Genomic DNA, 22,107 nt, shown 5'->3' on the forward strand with positions numbered 1-22,107 from the left:
AAGAACCTCCGTCCCTCCCCTTGTCAGTAATCTTCTTATGCGACTTTGTTTTTCTCGATCTCGCCTTTTTTCATGTAACGTTTCGACAGGGCGAGCGTCAACACGAACGGAATGACGAGGGCGATGACCATCCCGACGATGAAGATAAGAATCTTATCGGTGAAGATTGACAGGAATCCAGGAAGACCCCCGACCCCGACAGCGAACGCCTGGACGTCGTTCAATGTGATGAACACCGCCGCGACGGCCGACCCGATCATCGCCGAGTAGAATGGGAACTTGTTCGGCAAGTTCACCCCGAACATGGCCGGCTCGGTGATCCCGAAGAATGCCGAGATCGATGACGTCGAAGCCATACTCTTTTGTTTGGCGTCGTGTTTGAACACGAGGAACATCGCGAGTGCGGCTGCACCTTGGGCGATGTTCGACAAAGCGAGCATCGGCCAGAGGAACGTCCCGTTCGTCTCCGCGATGAGCTGCAGGTCGATGGCGAGGAACAAGTGGTGCATCCCGGTAACGACGAGTGGTGCGTAGAGCAGACCGAACAGGAGTGCCCCGACGACCGGTACCGCTTCAAACACGTTGACGATTCCCGTTGCGATCAAGTTACCGAGGCCACGTGTGAGCGGTCCGACAATCGAAAGCGCAAGGAAACCAGTGATGACGATTGTCGTGATTGGCACGACGAGCAATTGAATCGCATTCGGTACATGTTTTTTCAAGAAAATTTCAATATGGCTTAAAATGAAGGCCGCGGCCAAAATCGGAAGAATCTGACCTTGGTAGCCAACTTTCTCGATCTCGAACAAGCCGAGGATATTGAACGTCGGAACGTCGCCCTCCAGCGCTGCTTGTCCGTAACCCCATGCATTCAAGAGATCCGGGTGGACGAGCAAGAGACCCATGACGATCCCGAGCACTTCGCTGCCGCCGAACCGTTTCGTCGCCGACCAACCGACGAGTGCCGGGAGGAAGACGAACGCCGTATTTGCCATCATGTTGACGAGATCCCATAACCCTTGTAGGTTCGGATATTCCTCAATCAACGTCGCGCCTTCGACGAACAGTCCTTCTGAGGCGAGCAAGTTGTTAATCCCCATCAATAGACCGGCAACGATGATGGCCGGGATGATCGGCATGAACACGTCCGAGAACACTTTGACGAGCTTCTGGAGCGGGTTCATCTTCTTACCGCCCGACGATTTGACCTCGGCGACCGTCGCCGCTTCAAGCCCAGCGAGTTTGATGAACTCGGCGTAGACACGCTCGACGTCCCCGGCCCCGATGACGACCTGATACACACCCGAGTTTTCGAATGCGCCTTTGACGAGATCGGCTTCTTTCACTTTCGCTTCATTGACGAGCGACTGGTCTTTCAACGAAAGACGGAGCCGCGTGACACAGTGTGCCGCTTTGTCGACGTTATCCTTGCCCCCGATGGCTTCAAGGATATCCGCGGCTATTTGACGATAATCTGCCTTCATATTGTAGGCCTCCTTTGTTTGAAAACGTTTGTTGAAAACGGTTACTTATGAGTACAAACAAAGTTTAACTTATATAGATAAGTCATGTCAACAACTTATCTATATAAGTTAGGTGTGACAACTATGTGACAGGCGTTCAGTATTTTTGTTCCCTCTTGCCTTGATTCAAAACGAAAAAAGACTCCTTTCGAAAAAGGAGCCTTACCGGCGCGCCACATCGCTGAACTGGAACTTGTCGAGCCGGTGGCGGGACTCGGTATATTCGAACTGTCTGCCCTCATAGAGGAACGTGTCGTTCGTGATGACGATGACGTATTCATAATCGTGCAGGTCGAGCCGCAACCGGTCGAGCTCGGTCACGTCCTCGGCCGCAATCTTCCGTTTGGCGTAACTGATTTGCATCCCGAGCTCGTGCTCGACATAGGCGTAAATCGATTGCGCGGCGATTTCTTCTGTCAGGCCGGGCACGAGGTCTTTGACGAAATAGTTCACGTCTAAGATGACGTTCTCACCATCGAAGTTGCGGATCCGTTCAATCCGGAACATGCGTGTCCCCGGCGTCAAATTCATCCGGTCGGCGAGCCACGCCGGCGCCTCGATGTCCTCGAACGAGGCGACCGATGTCTGAATCGAGCGACCGAGCATGCTGGCGTACACTTCGGAGAAACTGACGATGCCGTTGAACTGGAATTCGATTTGATCGCGCCGCAGCACGAACACGCCTTTCCCGTGATGCTTCCGGACGTAGCCGTGCTCTTGGAGCAAATCGAGCGCTTTCCGGACCGTCCCTCGACTCGCCTCGTACTCGTGCATGAGTTCGGTCTCGGACGGCAGTTTCGACTCCGCCGCATACTCGCCCGTCTTCATCCGCTCGGCGAGACGCTCATAGATTTGACGATATTTGGCCACAGGCTCACTCCTCTCTATCGAAAAAGACGACCAGATGGCCGTCTTTTGTTTACCATTCGCGGCGATACCACGTGATGCCGATTGCGCCTGGCCCAAGGTGTGTCCCGATGACCGGTCCGAAATGACCGCCCGTGACATGCGCCTGCGGAAACTTCTGTTTCATCGAGGCGATTTCCTCGGCCTGACGTTCCGGGCAGTTGGCGTGGATGATGCCGATACAGTAGCCTGTCCCGTCGCCTTGAATCGACTGTTCCATCATCTCTTCGATGCGACGGACCGCCTTCTTGTACGTCCGAATCTTCTCGAACGGGACGATCATCCGGTCTTGGAAATGAAGCACCGGTTTGATTTGAAGGAACGACCCGACGAGCGCTTGCGCCGCGCTGAGTCGGCCGCCTCGTTGGAGGTGGTCGAGGTCATCGACGACGAAGTACGCCCGAATCAACTCGCGCATCTTTTCAAGGTGAGCCATGATTTCTTGCGCCGACGCGCCTGCATCGCGTAAATGAATCGCTTCCTCGACGAGGAACGCTTGAGGCATACATGAGATCTCCGAATCGAATGCGTGAACGTTGACGTCGACCATGTCGTTCAAGGCGATCATCGATTGATACGTCCCGCTGATGCCGCTCGAGAGTGTGATCGCGATCACGTCCGTCACCTCGTTCGGGAGACGCTCAATCAGTTCAATCGTTTCACCGATGCTCGGCTGGGACGTCGTCGGCAAGTTCCCTGCCTCGATCCGGTCATAAAAAGCCTCGGTCGTGATATCGACGGCTTCGCGGAACGACTCCCCGTCAAAAATCACGCTGAGCGGTGCGACGTGGACGTCGTGGCGCTCACAAAATTCGGCCGGCAAATAGGCGGTACTGTCGGTCAAAATGGCTATGTTTCCCATGCTATATCCTCACTTTACATCGTTTCATTTTCCAATTGAATGTGGATTCCATTCCATATTGTAGCATAAAAACGATGTATTGCATCGGTCGAGGTCAAATCTCGACCCATCCGCGACGGATGGCATCGACGACGGCTTGTGTGCGGTCGTTCACTTCCATCTTGCGGAGTACAGATGAGACGTGGTTCTTGACGGTCTTCTCGCTGATGAACAGCATATCGCTGATGTCGCGGTTCGAGCGGCCCTCGGCGAGCAAGTGCAACACTTCGACTTCACGGCGTGAGAGCAATTGGTATACCGGATCGTCGGTACGGCTCTCGACGTTACGGCCAGCCTGTTCGCCTTTGAATTGGAGTAAACGACGGTACTCTTTCAAGACGTTCGTCGTCACTTTCGGGTGTAAGTAGGCCCCGTCCTTTGCGACCGAACGCACGGCCGAGATGAGCTCGGTCGATGCGACTTCTTTGAGCAAGAACCCAGATGCTCCGGCTTCGAGTGCATGCGTGATGTACGACTCATCGTCGTGAATCGACAAGATGAGGACGCGCGTCTCTGGTGAGAGCACGGACAACTGCTTCGTCGCCTCGATCCCGTTCAATTCCGGCATGTTGATATCGAGAATCAAGATTTCCGGCTTGTGGTCCGCGGCGATGCGAATCGCCTCAATCCCGGTGCGCCCTTCGGCGACGACCGTGAACTCGTCCTCTAAATCAAAAATCCGTTTCAAGCCTTCTCGAAACAGCTCATGGTCATCCACAATCGCGATGCGTGTTTGTAATTGTTCCATCTGGATACTCCCCCTTGTTCTTGTCTTACGTGATTGGAATCGACATGCGGACGACCGTCCCTTTGCCGACTTCCGAATCAATGGTCATGCTTCCGTTCACAAGCTCAATCCGTTCTCGCATCCCAACGATCCCGAATGACTCTTCGCCAATCGAACTCGGCACGAATCCGACCCCATGGTCGCGTACATGAATATGTATCGCATCATGCGCTTGCTCGACGTTGACGATAATCTCCGCCGTCTTCGAATGTTTGATTGCGTTTTGGACGGCCTCTTGGACGAGCCGGAACACGTTAATCTCCAATTTTTCGGGAAGTCGGGCCCGTGAGCCCCGGTAGTTGAGCCGGGTCTTGATGGCCGTGTATTCCTCCGTCTGATGGAGATACCGTTCGAGCGTCGGCAAGAAACCGAGGTCGTCGAGCGACATCGGACGAAGGTCGTAGATGAGACGCCGGACGTCGACGAGCGCGCCACGGATGAGTCGTTTCAACTCATGCAGTTCGGCGAACGCCTCGTCTTTCCCCCGCTTGTCGTACGTCTTCTCGATTAAGTCGGCCCGAATCAAGATGTGAGCAAGCGATTGCGCCGGTCCGTCGTGCATCTCACGGGCGAGGTGGCGCCGTTCACGTTCGGCCGCTTCAAAGACACTGATGGCCATCTCTTGCTTCTTCATCATGTCCGAGTATTCTTGCTGCAGGTCGTCCCGCAGGAAGTTCAGCACGACGGAGACGCGGCTGACGAGCTTGTCGGCCCGCTCAATCGTGTCCTCGAGGATAAGCAGGCGACGTTCAAGGTCGTTGCGGCGCTGTTGGCCGGCCATCTCTTCTTTTTGGATGAGAAAACGCTCGAGCTGCATTTGGTTGGCGCGTTCGTACGCCTCCCGAATCTCTTGCTCGCTATGTATATGAAACTTCTTGCTCACTTGGACGAGTTTGTTCTTCGCCGCTTTCACGAGCAGGTCGAGCCGTTCCGACTCCTCGATATAAAACTCAATCTTTTGCGTCAACTCTTTCAGTTCGTTCTGAATCAACGAATACTCGTTGGCCGAACTCTCGGTAATCCGGACGATCTCCTCTTTACTTTCCGTCACCGTATCAATCATATTTGTTATGATATGTTCTAAAGCTGTACGATCGGTAATATGATTCACGATGCCATCCCCTAATAATTCGGTAGTAAGTCCTCATCTATTCCTATTATCGTCTGCGGAACGTTCGTTTACAGTAAAAATTGGAGGCTCTCCTTCCCTTTCGCCGCAACTGGCGTTGACGCCTACTTGAATTTTAAAAAAAATATTCAAAAATAGAAAGGAGAATTTTCAGAAATGTCTGCTGAACAAAATTATACTATAAAACAAGACGGAGAATACGAGGTCGTCATTCAAAAGTCAAAATTTATCGCCCACTTCAAACGCGTCACGTCCGAAGAGGAGGCGCAGGCGTTCATCCAAGCCATTAAGAAGGCGCATTGGAGCGCCAATCATAACTGTTCGGCCTATATCATCGGCGAACGGAACGAGTTCCAAAAAGCGAACGATGACGGGGAACCGAGCGGGACGGCCGGGTTGCCGATGCTCGAGGTGCTCCGTAAACGCGAATTGAAGGATACGGTCGTCGTCGTCACCCGCTACTTCGGCGGCATCAAGCTCGGCGGAGGCGGACTCATCCGCGCTTACGGCGGCACGGTGAGCGAAGGGCTCGACGCGGTCGGCATCGTCGAACGCATCCCGATGCAACGTTTGACGCTCACGGTCGATTACGGCTGGATCGGCAAGGTCGAGAACGAGCTGCGGCAATCGTCGTACCTCCTCGATGACATCGTCTACGCGGACACCGTCACGTTCCACATCTCGGTGCCGGTCGAAGAGACTGAGGCCGCCCTCGCCTGGCTCGTCGATTTGACGAACGGCCAAGGAGGACTCGAGACCCAGGACCAACGTATCATCGAACGTGATTTTGTGCGGTAGGTCACGTATACTAAAGGAAACGAATGAAATGAGGAGACGACATGGAACAAGACTCCCGCAAGAAACGTCCTGTGTGGAAAATCGTACTGCTCGTGTTCGGACTCGTCTTGCTGATCGGCGGGTCGGCCTTCGGCTACTTCGTCTTCAAAGCGAACGAGGCGGCGGAGAACACGAACAGCGAACTGACACGCGGGGACAAGTCGGATCGTCGTGAAGAGACGGTCGATTTGACGAAAGATCACTTCTCCGTCCTACTCGCCGGTGTCGATGGCGGCGCCTCGCTCGAAGAAGGACGGACCGACTCGCTCATGGTGGCGACGTTTAACAAGGAATCACGCCAAGTGACGCTCGTTAGCATCCCGCGTGACTCGTACGTCGATATCGTCACGACCGACGGTGAGTTCAAAGACAAAATTAACCACGCCTACGCCTACGGTGGCATCGACACGACGATCGCGACGGTCGAGAAGCTGTTCGACATCCCAATCGACTATTATGCGACGATCAACTTTGATGGCATCGAGGATCTCGTCGATGCGGTCGGCGGCGTCGAGGTCGATGTGCTCGTCCCGATCTCTGGACGGGCGACCGGCAATGTCGAACTCCAACCAGGCGTCCAGACGCTAGACGGCAAAGAAGCGCTCGCCTATGCACGCATGCGCAAAGACGACCCTGAAGGCGACGTCGGACGGGCGAAGCGTCAACAGCAAGTGCTCGAGGCCATCATCAACGAGGCGACGACAATCAATTCGTTCACGAAGCTAAACCGGATCATGAATGCGGTCGGCGATAACATCCGAACGAACATGTCCCTCTCCGAGGCGTCTCAGTTGCAGCCGTACACGAAGTCGCTCCGCTCGTTCAACCAGGAGACGCTCGCAGGCGGCGACTTGACGATCGGCGGCGTCTACTATTACGAGCTCGACCCGGCCGACTTGAGTGACAAGCGCTCGCTCTTGAAGACCGAGCTCGGCCTCCCGCTCACGGCGGAAGACAGTGACAACGGAACGGGCGACGGCTTGAATGAAACGGAAGACGGTTTCAGCGAGACGACGACCTACTGACCACAAAAACGCCCAAGGACATCGTGTCCTTGGGCATTTTTTAATGATTCACGTCTTCGGCCGTCCGAGCAGACGCCGGGACGTCTGGATAATCGGCTTATAGTTCGGGTGAATCAACTCGGTCGACTCGACGATCAGCTCGATGACGATCAGGACGATGACGAACGTGATGATCGCTCCGAGCATCGTCGTCTTCGCGAACAGAATCGAGGCGATGCCGAAGAAGAACGTCATCCCATACATGAGCAGGACGGCTTGCCGCGTCGTGAAGCCCATATCGATCAACTGGTGATGCATATGCGACTTATCAGGCGACATCGGCGGACGCCCTTGCACGAGCCGACGGACGATCGCAAAAATCGTGTCCGAGATCGGCAGACCGAGCAAGAGGACCGGGACGACGAGCGAGAACAGCGTCACGTTCTTGAATCCGATCAAGGAGAAGACGGCGAGCATATAGCCGAGGAAGAGCGCCCCGGTGTCGCCCATGAATATCTTCGCTGGATAGAAGTTATGGACGAGAAAGCCGAGCGTGCTCGCCAGGAGCAACAGCGCCATCATCGTCAAATAAACGTTCCCTTGGATGATTGCGAGCAGCGCGATTGTCCCGAGGGCGATGCTCGAGACCCCGGCGGCGAGTCCGTCGAGACCGTCGATCAAGTTGATGGCGTTCGTGATGCCGATCAGCCAGAGCACCGTCACCGGGATGCTCCACGAACCGAGATACAGCTGTTGGTCGAACGGCAGGTTAATCAATTCGATGCGCATGCCTGAGTTCAAGACGATGACCGTCGCGATCATCTGGCCCATCAGTTTGACGCGGGCCGTCAGTTGGAAGCGATCATCAATCAAGCCGGTCAACAGGATGACGACCGCCCCAATCAAGATGGCATCGTTATAACGGCTCGTCGGCAATAGGAGCGCATAGCCGATAAAGAAAGCGATGAAGATGGCGAGGCCGCCGATCCGTGGCATCGTCCGTAAATGTACTTTTCGGGCGTTCGGGTGATCGACCGCTCCGATCAGAAAAGCAAACCGGCGAACGAGCGGCGTGATCAAGATGGCCATCACAAAACTGACCAACATGGCAATCCATAACATGGGCCAACGTTCCTCTCTCATAAAAAAATAGACTCTGGCGAATTATAGCATATTTCCTGTGAGGCGAGACGTATCAGAAATGTTACAACAAAAAATCCCGACGAGTGAATCTCGTCGGGTCTGGTCAGGCGTGGGCCGGGTGCGTCGTCACGTCATCCGTGGCTTCGTATGTATATAACCCGCGTCCTACTTTTTTGATGTCAGGATTGACGGACTCGATTTTCACCATTAGCTGGTAAATATTGCTAATGTGGTGACGATAACGCAACTCGAGCTCCATTTGAATGTCCCGCACGCTCATCGTCTTCCGTTCCTTCAACAGGTCTGTTACCTGATGGACATAGACCTCGAGCGGATAACGTTGATTGACGCGACGTGGGCGCATTCGTTTTGACGGATCGAGTAGCGATTCTTCTTCCCGCTTGTTCCGGTTCAGTTCCGAAATCAAATACTCGGCCCGGCGTTGCAGCTGGCGATACGACTCTTCGATCTCCATCAGTTCCCGATAAATATTTTCATTCACGTTTGTAGATTCCATGCACAAATCCTCCTCTACACCTAATTGATGTTCCCCATCACCCAAATTCATCAATTATTACCAGTTATTACTTGTTCCCATATAAAAGTGTAACGGTTTTGTAATGTACTTGTCATCTATTTTTAGGCATTTCTATCTATTTTAGGTCTTTTGGACCAACACAAAAAGATGACGACTGTTCGGGGCAGTCGTCATCTCACGGAAGATGATCGTAGTCTTTACGCGCCGACGCGTTCGAGGATGCGTGCGAGCGAGAGTTCATCGGTCGAAGAAACGATGAGGTCTGCATGACCGAGCATCGACTCTTCCCCGACGGCGACAGCAAACATGTTTGCCGCTTTGATTGCAGTTACGCCTGCAGCTGCGTCTTCAACGCCGATGGCATGTTCGGGTTTCACGCCAAGGGCAGAGGCAGCCTTCAAAAACACTTCGGGATGTGGTTTTGATTCGGCGACAGTTGCTGCATCGACAATGTGATCGAAGTAATGACGGACACCAAGTGCGTCTACGACCGCGAATGCGTTTTTAGAAGCCGAAGCCATTCCGATTTTGAGACCAGCCTCTTTAATTTCATCGAGGAATGAAATGATGCCCGGCAACAAGTCGGCTGAAGAGATGTGTTGAATGAGTTCAACGTAATGCTCGTTCTTCTTCTGTGCGAGTTCCGCTTTTTCATCCGGTGTGAAATCGTCCTGTCTTCCACCGAGCGCGAGGATGCGCTCGAGCGAGTCCGTCCGACTCACGCCTTTTAGCGTCTCATTGAACTCGCGGTCAAACGGAATATCGAGCTCTTCTCCAAGTTGTTTCCAAGCGAGGTAATGGTACTCCGCGGTGTCAGTGATGACACCGTCCAAATCAAAAATGACTGCTTCAATCGTCGACATACATGCTTTCCGCCTTTCCTTCTAATGCTTCTGTCGTCAGACTACATTAAGGGAACTTGACAAGTACCCGTTGCACGATTGGTCATTGATGCAAACGGTTGCACTTGTTCGATTTCTATTATAAATGAAAAAGCCATCATCATGCAACCGCTTTCGCAAAAAAATAAAAAAGCAGGAGAAGCAGGTGCTTCTCCCACGACTTATAATTGGATTCCGACGACTTTCACGTTCACCGATAACGGTGTCATGGCAAGCATCGTGTCCATGTCTTGCGTGATGCGTTCTTGCACGGCCGTCACCGTCTTGACGATCGATTGACCGTACGCGATGTAAAGTGACAAGTTGATTGTGACGCCTTCTGACGACTCGTCGACTTTGACGTGCTTCATGAGCGCGCGCTCTGACAATTTCGTATCTTCTTGTGTGAACGACACGTATTTCGTCTCTTTGACCACGACAGCGGCGATCATTTCCACGACGTGGCGTGAGACGTTGACGTCTCCTTCAGTGCTGTGCATTCCATTTTCGTATGGCATGGTGTCACTTCCTTAACTCTAGTTTCGCTTCCCATCTTAAAGTGTAGCGGAAAACCGCCATTTAGAAAAGGGTTTACGATTTCACGTCCTTCATATCTTGGGCACGGCGAACGTCAATCTCGACGAGCGGCTTCAACAGCTTGACGACCGGCGGGCTGATAATGACCAGGACGATCAAGAAGGCGACGCCGAACAAGACGAGCAATTGGAGCCACGACGTCGGCATGAAACCGGCTGGGATGAACGCCTTCCAGGCGACGACGAGGAAGACGTGCACCAAATAGACGTAGAGGCTATACTTCCCGGCCCGGGTGAACACCGGCAGTTCACGCCCTGGAATCATCAAGGCGAAGCTGATTGCCATAAGAATCGACACCGTGTAGACGATCAAGAAAGCGAACGGCCCGCTCCAAATCGCCTCCGGCACCGCCGACTCATAGGCGAACCGGAATTTGAACAAGTTACCGATATGATAGAACGTACCCTCCTGTTGGAAACTCATCGAGGCGAGTAGCCCGAGCGTGAGCGTTGTGAAGACGGCAAAACCGCCAATCCGGTAACGGTTGCGTTGCTCGGCCCGCTTCGGCAATTCAAAGAAGTTCAACGTGTTCCGTTCGCTCATCCAGTTCCCGATCAAGAAGAACGGGTAGAACATGATGACTTTTCGGAGCGCGAAGAACCCAGTCGACTCAGCTTGGAAGCCGAACAGGAGCGCGAACAAGAGCGCGAACAGCACGTATCCTTTCAATTGTGTCACGTACGGGGTGATGACGTACCAGATGATAATCGCCATCAAATACCAGAGCGCCCAATACGGCGTCAAGATGTTCAGTGCAGGGTTCTCGAGTGATAAGAGCGGGATGCCCTCGGTGAAGGCGAACCACGAGCCGAGAATCACTTGCCAGATGACGTAGACGACGAACAACTGGATGACGCGCAAATAACGGTTCTCCCGGAAGAAGTAACCGCTCAACATGATGAACAACGGCATGTGGAACGTGTATAAAAATAAATAGACCCATTTCGGCAGGATGTCGTCATACGCGCCGCGTACGTCGGTCAACAAGTGACCGAACACGACGAGCAAGACGAGCACGCCTTTAATATTATCGTACCAATGATTTCGCATGTCTTTCCCTCTAGTTCTTTATTAGTTTTCTGATGTTCTCTCTTTTTTGCCTCATCCATCATAGCCGATTTTTTGAGCTGATGAAATTACGATTCCACAAAAAAATGATGACTTCACTGTCATCATTCCCCGGATTTGCCCTCCGCAAGCCGAAACGTCAAGAAATCTTCAAGCTAGAGCACGTTTCACGCGTATTCAAATAGACGAGAGTGGGTACAGTATAGTATAGTAGTCTTACTAAATAATCAGAATATTCTAATAAAAGGAGGTGTGGAGAATGGCTTCCGTCATCCGTAACCGTCATCATATGGTGCATGACCCGAAACGTTCATTCTCTAACTTCGGATTTTGGTGGTTCACCGGCGCCTTTTCCGTCGGACTGCTCATCGTCGCCTTCGAACCCATCCGGGAACGATTTACCGCCATCCATCCGATTCTGTCTGCCCTGTCATTCGTGTTCATCTCGTTCTTCATCGGTGTCGCCATGAAGCTCGCCCGGGACGTCTGGTGGCTTAATTATCTGCTTGAGCGCACATCGAACCGGTATATGTACATCGGCGCGGATACGCTCCGCGGTTGGCAGTACACGCTTGACTCCATCTGGTTATTGACCCGCACGTCACAAAAAAAGCTCGGCCGATTGTATATCCAAATCGACCGAACCGTTCGTTCTGAAGAGGCGAAACGTCTGTTCGCCGCCTATTTGATTGATCGAGGTGTGCTCGTCGTCTATTCGAGACCACCGAAACCGAAGAAGATGGCTTAACCGAGGAACGGTTCTAGCCATGCCCGAGCTGCCTCGACTTCTTCCATGCGCAGCTCGTGCCCACCTCCGTGATAGAAGAGTTCGACGTCCGCTCCGGCACCCCGTAGCGTCGACGTGAGCTCTTCTGTTTCTGTTTTCGGGCAAATCGGGTCACGTTCTCCGGCCGAGATAAACACGTTCGCACCAGCGAGGTCCAGTAACGTGAGCGAGCGGTCCGGGACCATCGGGTGGAATAAGAGCGACGCGTGGAATGCGTTTTGTCGGTACAGCGCCGAGCCGATCAAGTTGGCGCCGTTCGAATAACCGAGCGGAATCATCTTGTCCCGGTCGATGCCGTACTCTGTCGTGGCGTCATCCAAGAACGTCAAGAACCGTTCCGTCTGTTTCTTCAAGTCCTCGAGGTCGAGTACGCCTTCCGCGTGACGTCGGAAGAAACGGGACATGCCGTTCTCGAGGACGTCACCGCGCAGCGTCAAAATGTTTGCCTCCGGGGCGAGGATTCGAGCGAGCGGAATCAAGTCCTGTTCTGTCCCTCCTGTTCCGTGCAATAAAACGAGTGTCGTCTCGGTCGTGCCTTTGATGAATTGATGAATCATGTCATGTCTCCTCTCGGGATTGTAATCGTCGGTAACGTGCGAGTGATCGCCTCGCGGTCTTGTTCGAACCAAGCCGGGAGTTTGAGTGTCGAGCCGAGGCCCTCCAAGCTCTCATCGATCAAAAAGCCAGGAGCGTCGGTCGCCAGTTCGTGAAGAATCCGGCCGCCGTCATGGAAGTAGACCGAGCTGAAATAGTGACGCTCTTTCACTTCGGTCGGGCGTAGCCCGAGCTCGAAGATGGCGTCTTGCCATGAGGCATAGTCTTCCCCATCATTGATGCGCCAGGCGATATGATGGACTGTCCCCGAACCAGGAACCCCGTTCGGCAGGATGGTCTTTTTCACGTCGATGACGTTGCCGTAGTCGGCCGTCGCCTCAAGGCGAATCCATTCTGAATCTTCCCCTACCGTCTCAAAGCCAAACAGCCCCGTCAACAGGCGAACCGTCGCCTCCGGGTCTTTCGACAACAGCGTCGCCCCGGCAAAACCAACAATCGCCTCGCGTGATGTCACGCCCGGCACGACCCAACTTGTCTGTTTCGTACTGGTCCGGGCGACAAGCTCGACGACGAGTCCGTCCGGGTCTTCAAACAGGAGCGACGGCTCGCCGAAGCGCTCGGTCGCGACCGTGCCGACGCCATGGTCGTTCAATCGTTTCTCCCAGAACAACAGACTGCCTTCCGGGACGAGATAGGCCGTGACACCGACCTGTCCGCTGCCGACGCTACCTTTGCCGATCCCAGGGATCGGGAAGAACGTGATGACCGTCCCCGGTGACCCTTGCTCGTCCCCGAAATAGAGGTGGTACGTGCCCGGGTCGTCGAAGTTGACCGTCTGTTTGACGAATCGAAGTCCGAGGACATTCCCATAAAAATCTAATGTACGTTGTGGGTCTTTCACCATCGCTGAAATGTGATGGATGCCCGCTGATTGCTTTGTCATGTCATGTCCTCCTTATTATTATCTTGATTTCAAGATAAATCATTTTCGAAGAAATGTGAAACTTTTTGCTCAGCATGGCGTACGCTAATAGTAGACACTTATAAGGAGGTACATATGATGACGTTACAAATCGATCGTGTCTCGAAACAATTCGGCGACTTCACGGCCGTCGATGACTTGAGCTTCCACGTCCCGAAAGGTGAGATGTTCGGCCTGCTCGGGGCGAACGGCGCCGGGAAGACGACGACGTTCCGCATGATTCTCGATATCCTCAAACCGAGTGCCGGAACGATTACGTGGGATGGCCGCAACGTCGACCATCGCATCGTCGGCTATCTGCCGGAAGAACGAGGCCTGTATCCAAAGTCACCCGTTCGTGACCAGCTCGTCTTCTTAGCAAGCTTGAAAGGCATGCGGCAGGCCGAGGCGAAACGAGCCGTCAAGACGTGGCTCGAACGGCTCGAAATCCCGCAGTATGAAACGATGCGCGTCGAACAACTGTCCAAAGGGAACCAACAAAAGATTCAACTCGTGGCCGCCCTGCTCCACAACCCGGAGCTGCTCATTCTCGATGAACCGTTCAGCGGACTCGACCCGGTCAACGTCGAGATTTTAAAGCGTGAAGTGCTCGCCCTCCGTGACGCCGGGACGACAATCGTCTTCTCGAGCCATCGGATGGAGCACGTCGAGGAGTTGTGCCAACATATCGGCATCTTGAAAGGTGGACGTGCCGTCGTCAGCGGCGACGTACCTACAATCAAGACACGCTATGAGGAGCCGGTACTGTTCATTGAAACCGATCGACCGGACCTGTTGCAAGCCCTCCCGGTCGTCCGGGCGGTCGAGCCATATAAAGATGGCCACTTCGTCCGCCTCGACTCGTTCGACGACAGCGACGCGGTGCTCGGTGCCCTCGTGGTGAACGGGGCCGCCATCAAGACGTTCATGCGCCAGCCCGTTTCATTAAACGACATCTTCATCAAGGAGGTCGGCCAACATGTTTCATAACTTCGGACCACTCTACTCGTTCACGTTACGCTCGAAACTGCGCTCGAAGGCGTTCCTCATCTCGACGCTGTTGACAATCCTGTTCATCTTCGGTTTTACGAACATCGACCGCTTGCTCGCGAACTTCGAGGACACTGACCAGGCGCAAGCCATCCTCGTCACCGACAATAACGAACTGACGACGCTCATGCAGTCTCTCGGCTATGAAGATATCGAGTCGGCGTCCATCAGCGAGTCCGAGGCACGTGCCGGGCTCGATAACGGGGACTATGAGATCGTCGCCTTCATCGAAGAGGACTCGGCCCGCGTCCTCTCGGAACGGCCGGAACCGGATTTCACGACGGTACTACAGACGGCGCTGCGGGAAGTCCGGAACGCCGAGCTGATTGAGGCGTCGAACATCGACCCAACCGTCCTCGCGGCGTTGAATGAACCCGTGACGGTCGAGGAATCGTATCTCGGCCGCGGCGGAGAAAACTCGGACGAGCTGTTCTCGTCGTTCGCCTTCGTCTATGTCATGCTCATGTTGCTCTACATCTCAATCATCACGTACGGATCGATGATCTCGACCGAGGTCACGACCGAGAAATCGTCGCGTGTCATGGAGCTCATCATCTCGACGACGCACCCGGTGACGCATATGCTCGCTAAAATCTCGGCCATCGGGACGCTCGCCCTGCTCCAAATCGCCATCTTCCTCGGCTTCGGTTACTTCAGCGCCCGCAGCAACGAGATGGCCCAGTCGGTCATCGACAACGCCGGCAACGTCCGCGCCGTCGTCTATCTGTTGACGTTCTTCACGCTCGGCTACCTGCTCTATGCGGCCATGTTCGCCGTGCTCGGCTCGCTCGTCAGCCGGGTCGAGGAGTCGCAACAGATGACGATGCCGGTCATCATGCTGCTGGTCGCCGGGTTCCTCGCCGCCATGTTCGGCTTGAACAATCCGGAGGCACCGATCGTCACGATCCTGTCGTACGTGCCGTTCTTCACGCCGATGCTCATGTTCCTTCGCGTCATGCTCGTCGACGTGCCGGTGTGGGAAGTCGCGTTATCAATCGGCATCATGATCGCCACAATCGGTGTGATTTTGTGGGTCGGCTCGAAATTTTATCGCGGCGGCGTCTTGTTCTACGGCAACAATGCGATTAAACAATGGCGACAAATATTACAGAATCGACAATAACGTTTACAGCATTTTCGTTTTCGTATACTCTAAAGAATGTGCAAAATGAGGAGGAAACGAACTATGCGATCACGATTACTCGCAGCTTTAATCTTTACTTTCATGACGACGCTCACGACGTTCATCTGTTATACCGTCTTCTTGGACGCCGATGCGCTGTGGCAAATCTTGCTCGCATACGCAGGAAGCACGTTCCTCGGGACGCTCGCTTTTTGGTATCCGGTCAGCCGGCGTCCGGAGACGTCGCGGTTCGGCGGCGCGTGGATTGGCATCTTGATCACAGCGACGACGCTCATCGGATTCACCGCAATCCGCTTCACCGTTCGTGGTGACGCCGCGTCCTTACTCGACTGGCAGACGATGCTCGCGAGCCTAGCCTACACGTTCGGTTACGTCGGCTGGGTGCTCACGATTCTCAATATCGTGCTCGGCTTCCTACTTGCCGGGACACGACCGAAAGTACGCTACGACGCGCGCATGGCGCGTTAACAGAAAACAGCCGTTCCTCGGAGCGGCTGTTTTTGTATGCAAAAACCGTGGTCTCCCACGGCTGTCACTGCAATTTATACGATTTAGCGATGACCCCGAACTCCGTGTATTGGAACGAGTTGTCGACGAACTGGTCCGGTACGAGCTGCTCGATATAGCGAGCGAACGGAACAATCCGTTGCGTCGGTTCGTGCGAGCGGCCTAGGTCGAGCACAGCATCGACGAGCGCCTCGAGCGCTTGATGTGACGTCGGTTCCTCGTCTTCGGCAAAGATGCGACGGAGTTCTTCCTCGTGCATCAAGTCGAAGATGCGCATGCGCGCCTCGAGCTGACGTTGCATGTCCTCGGTCGACTTGCCGTGCATCGCCTCATCGTAGGCGAGCTTCATCTGTTCGAGCTCCGGGACCGTTCCTTTCATGAGCACTTTGAGCGACTCACCCGTCCAAATATGGCGGGCCAAATAGTTCGCGTCGATCTTGAGCGCCTCGGCGAGCGCCTCTATGTAAGGCATCGTCGGGTAGACTTCACTCAGCTCGGTCCGGCGAATAAAGTACGGGGCGACGCCGATGCGGTCGGCGAGTGCCTCGACCGAGATGCCGGCCCGCTCACGTAAAATTCGAATCCGATCCCCATACCCCCGATACGGTGCGTTCTTTCCATCCATGTGTCTCTCCCCCTCTCTTCTTAGTATAGTTCCCGAATCCATAAAAAAATACTCGGAAGCGTATGCCTCCGAGTAAAATGTGCAACTTATTTTTTCGTCAATTCGACGACTTCTGAAGAACCGGCTGTGACCGTGTCGCCTTCAGCAACGAGTTTGTTGACGCCAAAGCTGTCGTGGTTCGTGATGATCACTGGTGTGATCGTCGACGGCGCGTTCGCTTTGATGAAGTCGAGGTCGAATGTGACGAGCGTGTCGCCAGCTTTAACCGCTTGACCTTCTGTCACGTGCGTTTCGAAGCCTTCACCTTTAAGGTTGACCGTGTCGAGACCGATGTGAATCAAGTACTCGGCACCGTTGTCAGCGTTGATCCCAATCGCGTGTTTTGTCGGGAAGACAGTCGCGATTGTACCGTTGACCGGCGAAACGACTTTACCATCTGTCGGTTCGACGGCGATACCGTCACCCATCATTTTTTGCGAGAACACTTGGTCAGGAACGTTTGTGATGTCAATGACCTTCCCTGTAAGCGGTGAAACCGCGTTAAGTTGTTCTTCTTTACCACCGAATAGTTTTTTAAAGAATCCCATAGCTTAATCCCTCCAACATGTTCTGTTAATCAAAGTCTTAGCTTTTATACCCGAAAAGCTTCCTCTTCAATCCCTACCCTAGAAACGGTATAGTTGTAATAAGGTAGTGCGAATTCGTTTACACATCGTAAGAATACGAGTGTGCAACCGCTTTTGCAAGCCCTTTTTACACTTTATAAAAATTTCACACGATGGAGGCGCTTACAATGACGACTTTCACAAAATTGTCATATGAACGGCCCAATTTGGAGGCTCTAAACAGCCGATTGTCGGACTATTCAGTCGAATTGCAACAAGCCAGCACACTCGAGGAAGCGAACGAATTGATTCGCCAAATCAACCAGGAACGGAACGAATTCGAGACGCAAAGTCAGCTCGTCTCGATCCGCCACTCGATCGACACGCGCGATGCGTTCTACGAGGCCGAGCAGACGTTTTTTGACGATGCCTTGCCGGTGTACGAGAAAGAAGTGCAAGCGTATTATCGGGTCTTGACCGAGCACGACCTTCGCAACCAACTCGAACAGGAATGGGGCAGCCAGTTGTTCGAACTTGCCGAGCGCGCCCTCAAGACGTTCGAAGAGTCGCTCATCCCGAAACTTCAAGAAGAGAACCGATTGGCGACCGCTTATCAGAAAGTCATGTCGGCGGCCCAAATCGAATTCGACGGCAAGACGCTCAACTTGTCCCAGTTCGGCCCGTATCTGCAATCTCCTGACCGTTCAGTTCGAAAAGCGGCGTCCGAGGCCCGTTATACATATCTCGCCGACAACGGCGACGAACTCGACCGCATTTATGGTGAACTCGTACGCGTCCGGACCGACATCGCTCACACGCTCGGCTTCCCGTCGTTCGTTGAGCTCGGTTACGCCCGGATGCAACGTGTCGGCTATGACGAGTCAAACGTCGACAACTTCCGCAAGCAAGTGCGCGACGTCATCGTCCCGCTCGCGACGACGTTAAAAGAGAAGCAGGCGAAACGGATCGGTGTCGACACGCTCACGTACTACGACGAGTCGTTCGTCTTCCCGGACGGCAACGCGACACCGAAAGGCGACGAGGCGTTTATCATCGAGGGTGGGAACACGATGTACCGCGAACTCTCGAAAGAGACGGACGAGTTCTTCCAGTTCATGCAACAGCGCGGCGCTCTCGATCTTACGGCGAAACCGGGCAAGTCCGGTGGCGGGTACTGCACGTACCTCCCGTCAGAAGGTCTCCCGTTCATCTTCTCGAACTTCAACGGGACGGCCGGCGACATCGACGTGCTCACACATGAGGTCGGTCACGCCTTCCAAGTGTACGAGAGCCGTCATTTGACGACGCCAGAATACGCGTTCCCGACATACGAGGCGTGCGAGATTCACTCGATGTCGATGGAATTCTTCTGCTGGCCGTGGATGGAGCTATTCTTCGGCGACCAAGTCGACAAGTACAAGTTCAATCACTTGGCCGGAAGCATCACATTCTTGCCATACGGCGTCCTCGTCGATGAGTTCCAGCACGTCGTCTACCGCAACCCAGAAATGACGGCCGCTGAGCGTCGCCAGGCATGGCGTGACCTTGAAAAAGTGTACCTCCCGCACCGTGACTATGAGACGAACGGTTATCTCGAGTCAGGAGCTTGGTGGCACCAACAAGGGCACATCTTCCAAAGCCCGTTCTACTATATCGACTACACGCTCGCGCAAGTGTGTGCCTTCCAGTTCTGGGTGCGCATGCATGAAGACCGTGAAGCAGCGTGGAGCGATTACCTCACGCTCTGCCAAGCCGGCGGCAGCCGCTCGTTCCTCGAGCTCGTCGAGTTGGCCGGACTCAAGTCGCCGTTTGAGGACGGCGTGTTGAAACAGACGATTGGACAGATTGAAGACTACCTGTTGAAGCATCCGTTAGCGAACTAAAACGAACCCACTCACGTCAGTGTGAGTGGGTTTTCTCGTGCTTGCTTAGGAATACATTCAGATGAATGCGCAACAACAGTTGAGCCAGTGAGCTCGCCTGTGGTCTTCAAATCACATCTAACGGTTCTTTCCCACTCGGTGGCGGGAACGCCTCGTCGAGCGCATTGAAGTCATCCTCGCTCAGGTTGAGAAGCATCGCCGCGCCGTTCTCTTCGACGTGGGCTTTCTGCCCTGCTTTCGGGATGGCGATGACGTTGCCACTCCGCACTGTCCACGCAAGCAAGGTTTGGGCCGGTGTCGCACTGTACGCTTTGGCGATCTGGTTTACCGTCTCATCGTTGAAGACTTTCTCTTTCACATCGCTTCCTTCGGCGAGTGGGGCGTAAGCCATCATCGGGATGCCTTGCTCCTGTAAAAATGGCAACAAGTCGTATTCGACGCCGCGGCTGCCGAGATGATACAGCACTTGGTTGACGGCGCAATGTTTCCCGTTCGGCAAGGCGAGCAACTCCTTCATATCGTCGACATCAAAGTTCGACACGCCCCACGCCCGGATCTTCCCGTCCGCCTTCAACTGTTCGAGCCCATCGACCGTCTCCTCGAGCGGGATGTTCCCGCGCCAATGGAGCAAATAGAGGTCGAGATAATCGGTACCTAGCCGTTCGAGCGTGGCGTCACACGCCTGGACCAGTTTGTCGCCCCCGGCGTTATGTGGATACACTTTCGACACGAGGAACACGTCTTCCCGCCGGTCTTGGATTGCTTCGCCGACGAGCGCCTCCGATTTTCCTTCCCCGTACATCTCCGCCGTATCGATGACGTGTAATCCGCAGTCGAGTCCCGTCCGGAGTGCCTCGATCTCGGCATCCCGTTTCGATTCGTCTTCCCCCATGCGCCACGTGCCTTGCCCAAGGACTCTCATTTCACGGCCGTCCGGCAGTTCAGCCACGTGTTGTTTCAGTGCCGCCAAAATCAATGTGTGTGGTATGCGGTTCATGCCATCTCCTCCTTCGTCCATTGTTCATGTAACGGTCCGGTCGTCCCGAAAACAGGATCGGTCGCCGGTTTGTCGACTCGTTCGATGCGTAGGATATTGTCCGGTCGTTCTCCCGGTTTCCCGGTCAACGTATCGTAGTCGCGCCCGTCCGGATACGCACCGACGATGGCGAAGTCTGCACTCGCCTCGAGACGGCGATGTCCCGTCCCGGCCGGTAAAATCAAGACGTCTCCCATTTCAAGTGAAACGAGGTCTCCCGTCGCACCGCCGAGTTGGACCGTCGCCCGGCCCGACTTCACGCCCAGCACTTCATGCGTATTACTGTGGTAGTGATGGTAATCGAACACGCCGTTCACCCAGCTGTTCCCCCAGCCGTTATGTTCAAACGTCGCCTGCATGCCGTCCGTCTCGTCGAACACGCCCCGATATAACAGCACCGGAAAATCTGGATTGTTCGGAATCGAGCCGTCATCTTCAAATCGATATGTCTTCATATCCATAGTTGCCCCCTCCTTTGTCTCTTGAGACTGTACCCGACATAAGGCAACAAAAAACGGCTGCTCGGCACGAGCAACCGTTTCATCAGGAGATCACGTCTTCCCCAGGCACACATCATATCCAAAATCGGTTGGAAGTATTATCCCAGTCCCCATTTTCCCAGCAACAAGTGCTCAGTGATTGGCACGATTCAGGTCAGACTCAATGTCAATTTGGGGTATGACCCAGACGAGGTCATCGAGGAGCTTGGTGAATATGTGCTCCCCCATTTCCCACCGCTTTCGTAATACTCATGTACTCAAAAAAGACGACTTTCCTACATGGAAGTCGTCTCTTGCGTTACAGCCAGTGGCTCGGTCGCGTGTAAACGGGTGCCAGTCTTGTCTGCCGGTCCCCTTTCATCGCGTTCACTTGCATCTGTGTCAAAAACAGACTATCAGTCAACGTTGCTCCTCGCACGTCCAAATCTCGCACGTCTGCCCCCATGAAATCGACATAGGACAGGTCTTTCCCACGTAAGTTAGCACCAATCAACAAGGCGCCTCGATAACACGTGCCTCTCACGTCACGCTGACTCACGTTTCGTCCAATCAAATCGGCCCGATCTTGCTCGTGTCGTGACGTCAACGTCAGGCCGTCCTGTTTCAATCCTTCCGCACGTATGTGCTGACTGAGTCGGACGAACAACGGGCGGACTTGTTGTCGGAATGCCATCAGCGCCGTCCCGGTCAACTGTTCAGGCGGCAACTCACGGAAAGCCAGTAGCTCTTCCAATAACGTCTCGAGTAACCGAGCATCGTGCTCAGGGATCTCCCGGGTCAGGATGTCAGTGATGTAGAGCAACAGCTCATGGACTTGGCTCATGATTGGCACCGTCGCGAACATGCGCGTCCCATCGACCTCCCCCTCCCGCCAGCTTCGTCCGTGAAACGTCACTTGTGACACGAACTGCCCGGCCCCGAGACAGTCGTACACCGTACATCCTTTGAAGCCCCGCTCACGCAGTTCGGAATGGATGTTGCAGGCATACGAATCTGCCAAATGGACACACGGCTGTCCTGCGGGTTTATCCATGGGGAAATCCTCAGATTTCAAGTAGTGGAACGCCACACAACAGAGACCGAAACAATTCGCACAATCCGGTTTGAGCGATTCACGCAGCATATGCAGATCGGGCATCG

24 protein-coding genes are annotated in these 22,107 nt (G+C 54.1%); 7 read left to right on the forward strand and 17 right to left on the reverse strand.

The features are described from left to right. Positions 1-35: 35 nt before the first annotated feature. The 5 genes from treP to KNP68_RS15285 form a co-directional block, all read right to left on the reverse strand. Positions 36-1,484, reverse strand: coding sequence for a PTS system trehalose-specific EIIBC component (gene treP, locus KNP68_RS07265; RefSeq protein WP_058764222.1), 1,449 nt, complete (start codon positions 1,482-1,484; stop codon positions 36-38). A 201-nt stretch (positions 1,485-1,685) separates the two neighbouring features. Continuing rightward, entirely contained in the window at positions 1,686-2,351 is a 666-nt protein-coding gene (gene treR / locus KNP68_RS07270) for a trehalose operon repressor (protein WP_251130829.1), read from the reverse strand. 91 nt (positions 2,352-2,442) lie between these two features. Further along, positions 2,443-3,291, reverse strand: a complete 849-nt coding sequence (locus KNP68_RS07275; RefSeq protein ID WP_058764224.1) for a DegV family protein — start codon at positions 3,289-3,291, stop codon at positions 2,443-2,445. Between the two features lie 94 nt (positions 3,292-3,385). Further along, entirely contained in the window at positions 3,386-4,078 is a 693-nt protein-coding gene (locus tag KNP68_RS07280) for a response regulator transcription factor (RefSeq protein WP_021066543.1), read from the reverse strand. A gap of 25 nt (positions 4,079-4,103) precedes the next feature. After that, positions 4,104-5,228 (reverse strand): sensor histidine kinase, encoded by a 1,125-nt coding sequence (locus tag KNP68_RS15285; RefSeq protein WP_214799197.1) that lies wholly within the window; start codon positions 5,226-5,228, stop codon positions 4,104-4,106. A 174-nt stretch (positions 5,229-5,402) separates the two neighbouring features. Here KNP68_RS15285 and KNP68_RS07290 point away from each other — a divergent pair, with 174 nt between their 5' ends. Both KNP68_RS07290 and KNP68_RS07295 read left to right on the forward strand, forming a co-directional pair. Continuing rightward, positions 5,403-6,044: a YigZ family protein gene (locus KNP68_RS07290; protein ID WP_214799198.1), complete on the forward strand. Its 642-nt coding sequence runs from the start codon at positions 5,403-5,405 to the stop codon at positions 6,042-6,044. A 41-nt stretch (positions 6,045-6,085) separates the two neighbouring features. Next, complete coding sequence (locus tag KNP68_RS07295) at positions 6,086-7,108, forward strand: LCP family protein (RefSeq protein WP_214799200.1); 1,023 nt, start codon at positions 6,086-6,088, stop codon at positions 7,106-7,108. A 48-nt stretch (positions 7,109-7,156) separates the two neighbouring features. Here KNP68_RS07295 and KNP68_RS07300 read toward each other — a convergent pair whose 3' ends face one another. The 5 genes from KNP68_RS07300 to KNP68_RS07320 form a co-directional block, all read right to left on the reverse strand. Continuing rightward, positions 7,157-8,209 (reverse strand): glycosyltransferase family 4 protein, encoded by a 1,053-nt coding sequence (locus KNP68_RS07300; RefSeq protein WP_021066539.1) that lies wholly within the window; start codon positions 8,207-8,209, stop codon positions 7,157-7,159. 124 nt (positions 8,210-8,333) lie between these two features. Further along, complete coding sequence (locus KNP68_RS07305; protein ID WP_021066538.1) at positions 8,334-8,747, reverse strand: Rok-like winged helix domain-containing protein; 414 nt, start codon at positions 8,745-8,747, stop codon at positions 8,334-8,336. Positions 8,748-8,965: 218 nt separating this feature from the next. Further along, positions 8,966-9,631: a beta-phosphoglucomutase gene (gene pgmB, locus KNP68_RS07310; protein WP_021066537.1), complete on the reverse strand. Its 666-nt coding sequence runs from the start codon at positions 9,629-9,631 to the stop codon at positions 8,966-8,968. A gap of 200 nt (positions 9,632-9,831) precedes the next feature. Then, positions 9,832-10,167 (reverse strand): Asp23/Gls24 family envelope stress response protein, encoded by a 336-nt coding sequence (locus tag KNP68_RS07315; protein ID WP_029594988.1) that lies wholly within the window; start codon positions 10,165-10,167, stop codon positions 9,832-9,834. 73 nt (positions 10,168-10,240) lie between these two features. Next, a complete protein-coding gene (locus KNP68_RS07320; RefSeq protein ID WP_029594987.1) occupies positions 10,241-11,296 on the reverse strand; it encodes an acyltransferase family protein in 1,056 nt (351 codons plus the stop codon). Between the two features lie 277 nt (positions 11,297-11,573). Between KNP68_RS07320 and KNP68_RS07325 the strand changes: the two genes are divergently transcribed. Beyond that, positions 11,574-12,062, forward strand: a complete 489-nt coding sequence (locus tag KNP68_RS07325; RefSeq protein ID WP_029594986.1) for a hypothetical protein — start codon at positions 11,574-11,576, stop codon at positions 12,060-12,062. Here KNP68_RS07325 and KNP68_RS07330 read toward each other — a convergent pair. Next, complete coding sequence (locus KNP68_RS07330; protein WP_214799203.1) at positions 12,059-12,658, reverse strand: alpha/beta hydrolase; 600 nt, start codon at positions 12,656-12,658, stop codon at positions 12,059-12,061. The two genes, KNP68_RS07325 and KNP68_RS07330, sit on opposite strands and share 4 nt — an antisense overlap. Continuing rightward, a complete protein-coding gene (locus KNP68_RS07335) occupies positions 12,655-13,599 on the reverse strand; it encodes a VOC family protein (protein WP_214799206.1) in 945 nt (314 codons plus the stop codon). Before KNP68_RS07335 ends, KNP68_RS07330 begins: the two co-directional genes overlap by 4 nt. 117 nt (positions 13,600-13,716) lie before the next feature. Between KNP68_RS07335 and KNP68_RS07340 the strand changes: the two genes are divergently transcribed. From KNP68_RS07340 to KNP68_RS07350, 3 genes are all read left to right on the forward strand, one after another. Continuing rightward, a complete protein-coding gene (locus tag KNP68_RS07340; protein ID WP_214714112.1) occupies positions 13,717-14,607 on the forward strand; it encodes an ABC transporter ATP-binding protein in 891 nt (296 codons plus the stop codon). Further along, positions 14,597-15,790 (forward strand): ABC transporter permease, encoded by a 1,194-nt coding sequence (locus KNP68_RS07345; protein WP_214714114.1) that lies wholly within the window; start codon positions 14,597-14,599, stop codon positions 15,788-15,790. The genes KNP68_RS07340 and KNP68_RS07345 overlap by 11 nt, the downstream gene beginning before the upstream one ends. Positions 15,791-15,853: 63 nt before the next feature. Beyond that, positions 15,854-16,279 (forward strand): hypothetical protein, encoded by a 426-nt coding sequence (locus tag KNP68_RS07350; RefSeq protein ID WP_021066529.1) that lies wholly within the window; start codon positions 15,854-15,856, stop codon positions 16,277-16,279. 64 nt (positions 16,280-16,343) lie between these two features. Here the strand turns inward: KNP68_RS07350 and KNP68_RS07355 are convergent, their stop codons facing one another. Then, positions 16,344-16,943 (reverse strand): helix-turn-helix domain-containing protein, encoded by a 600-nt coding sequence (locus KNP68_RS07355; protein WP_029594983.1) that lies wholly within the window; start codon positions 16,941-16,943, stop codon positions 16,344-16,346. Positions 16,944-17,029: 86 nt separating this feature from the next. Continuing rightward, positions 17,030-17,530 (reverse strand): PTS sugar transporter subunit IIA, encoded by a 501-nt coding sequence (locus KNP68_RS07360; protein WP_029594982.1) that lies wholly within the window; start codon positions 17,528-17,530, stop codon positions 17,030-17,032. Between the two features lie 206 nt (positions 17,531-17,736). On the opposite strand from KNP68_RS07360, the gene KNP68_RS07365 reads away from it, so the two are divergent. Beyond that, the gene (locus KNP68_RS07365; RefSeq protein ID WP_214756307.1) at positions 17,737-19,431 is read left to right on the forward strand and encodes a M3 family oligoendopeptidase; all 1,695 of its coding nucleotides are present in this window, start codon (positions 17,737-17,739) and stop codon (positions 19,429-19,431) included. Between the two features lie 106 nt (positions 19,432-19,537). Here the strand turns inward: KNP68_RS07365 and KNP68_RS07370 are convergent, their stop codons facing one another. The 3 genes from KNP68_RS07370 to KNP68_RS07380 form a co-directional block, all read right to left on the reverse strand. Then, the gene (locus tag KNP68_RS07370) at positions 19,538-20,428 is read right to left on the reverse strand and encodes an aldo/keto reductase (RefSeq protein WP_029594980.1); all 891 of its coding nucleotides are present in this window, start codon (positions 20,426-20,428) and stop codon (positions 19,538-19,540) included. Beyond that, positions 20,425-20,928, reverse strand: a complete 504-nt coding sequence (locus KNP68_RS07375; RefSeq protein WP_214799209.1) for a hypothetical protein — start codon at positions 20,926-20,928, stop codon at positions 20,425-20,427. The genes KNP68_RS07370 and KNP68_RS07375 overlap by 4 nt, the downstream gene beginning before the upstream one ends. A 337-nt stretch (positions 20,929-21,265) precedes the next feature. Continuing rightward, entirely contained in the window at positions 21,266-22,000 is a 735-nt protein-coding gene (locus KNP68_RS07380; protein WP_198922691.1) for a pentapeptide repeat-containing protein, read from the reverse strand. Between the last annotated feature and the right edge of the window lie 107 nt (positions 22,001-22,107).

The sequence above is a fragment of the Exiguobacterium sp. s50 genome (assembly GCF_018618175.1).
Lineage (GTDB): Bacteria > Bacillota > Bacilli > Exiguobacteriales > Exiguobacteriaceae > Exiguobacterium > Exiguobacterium chiriqhucha.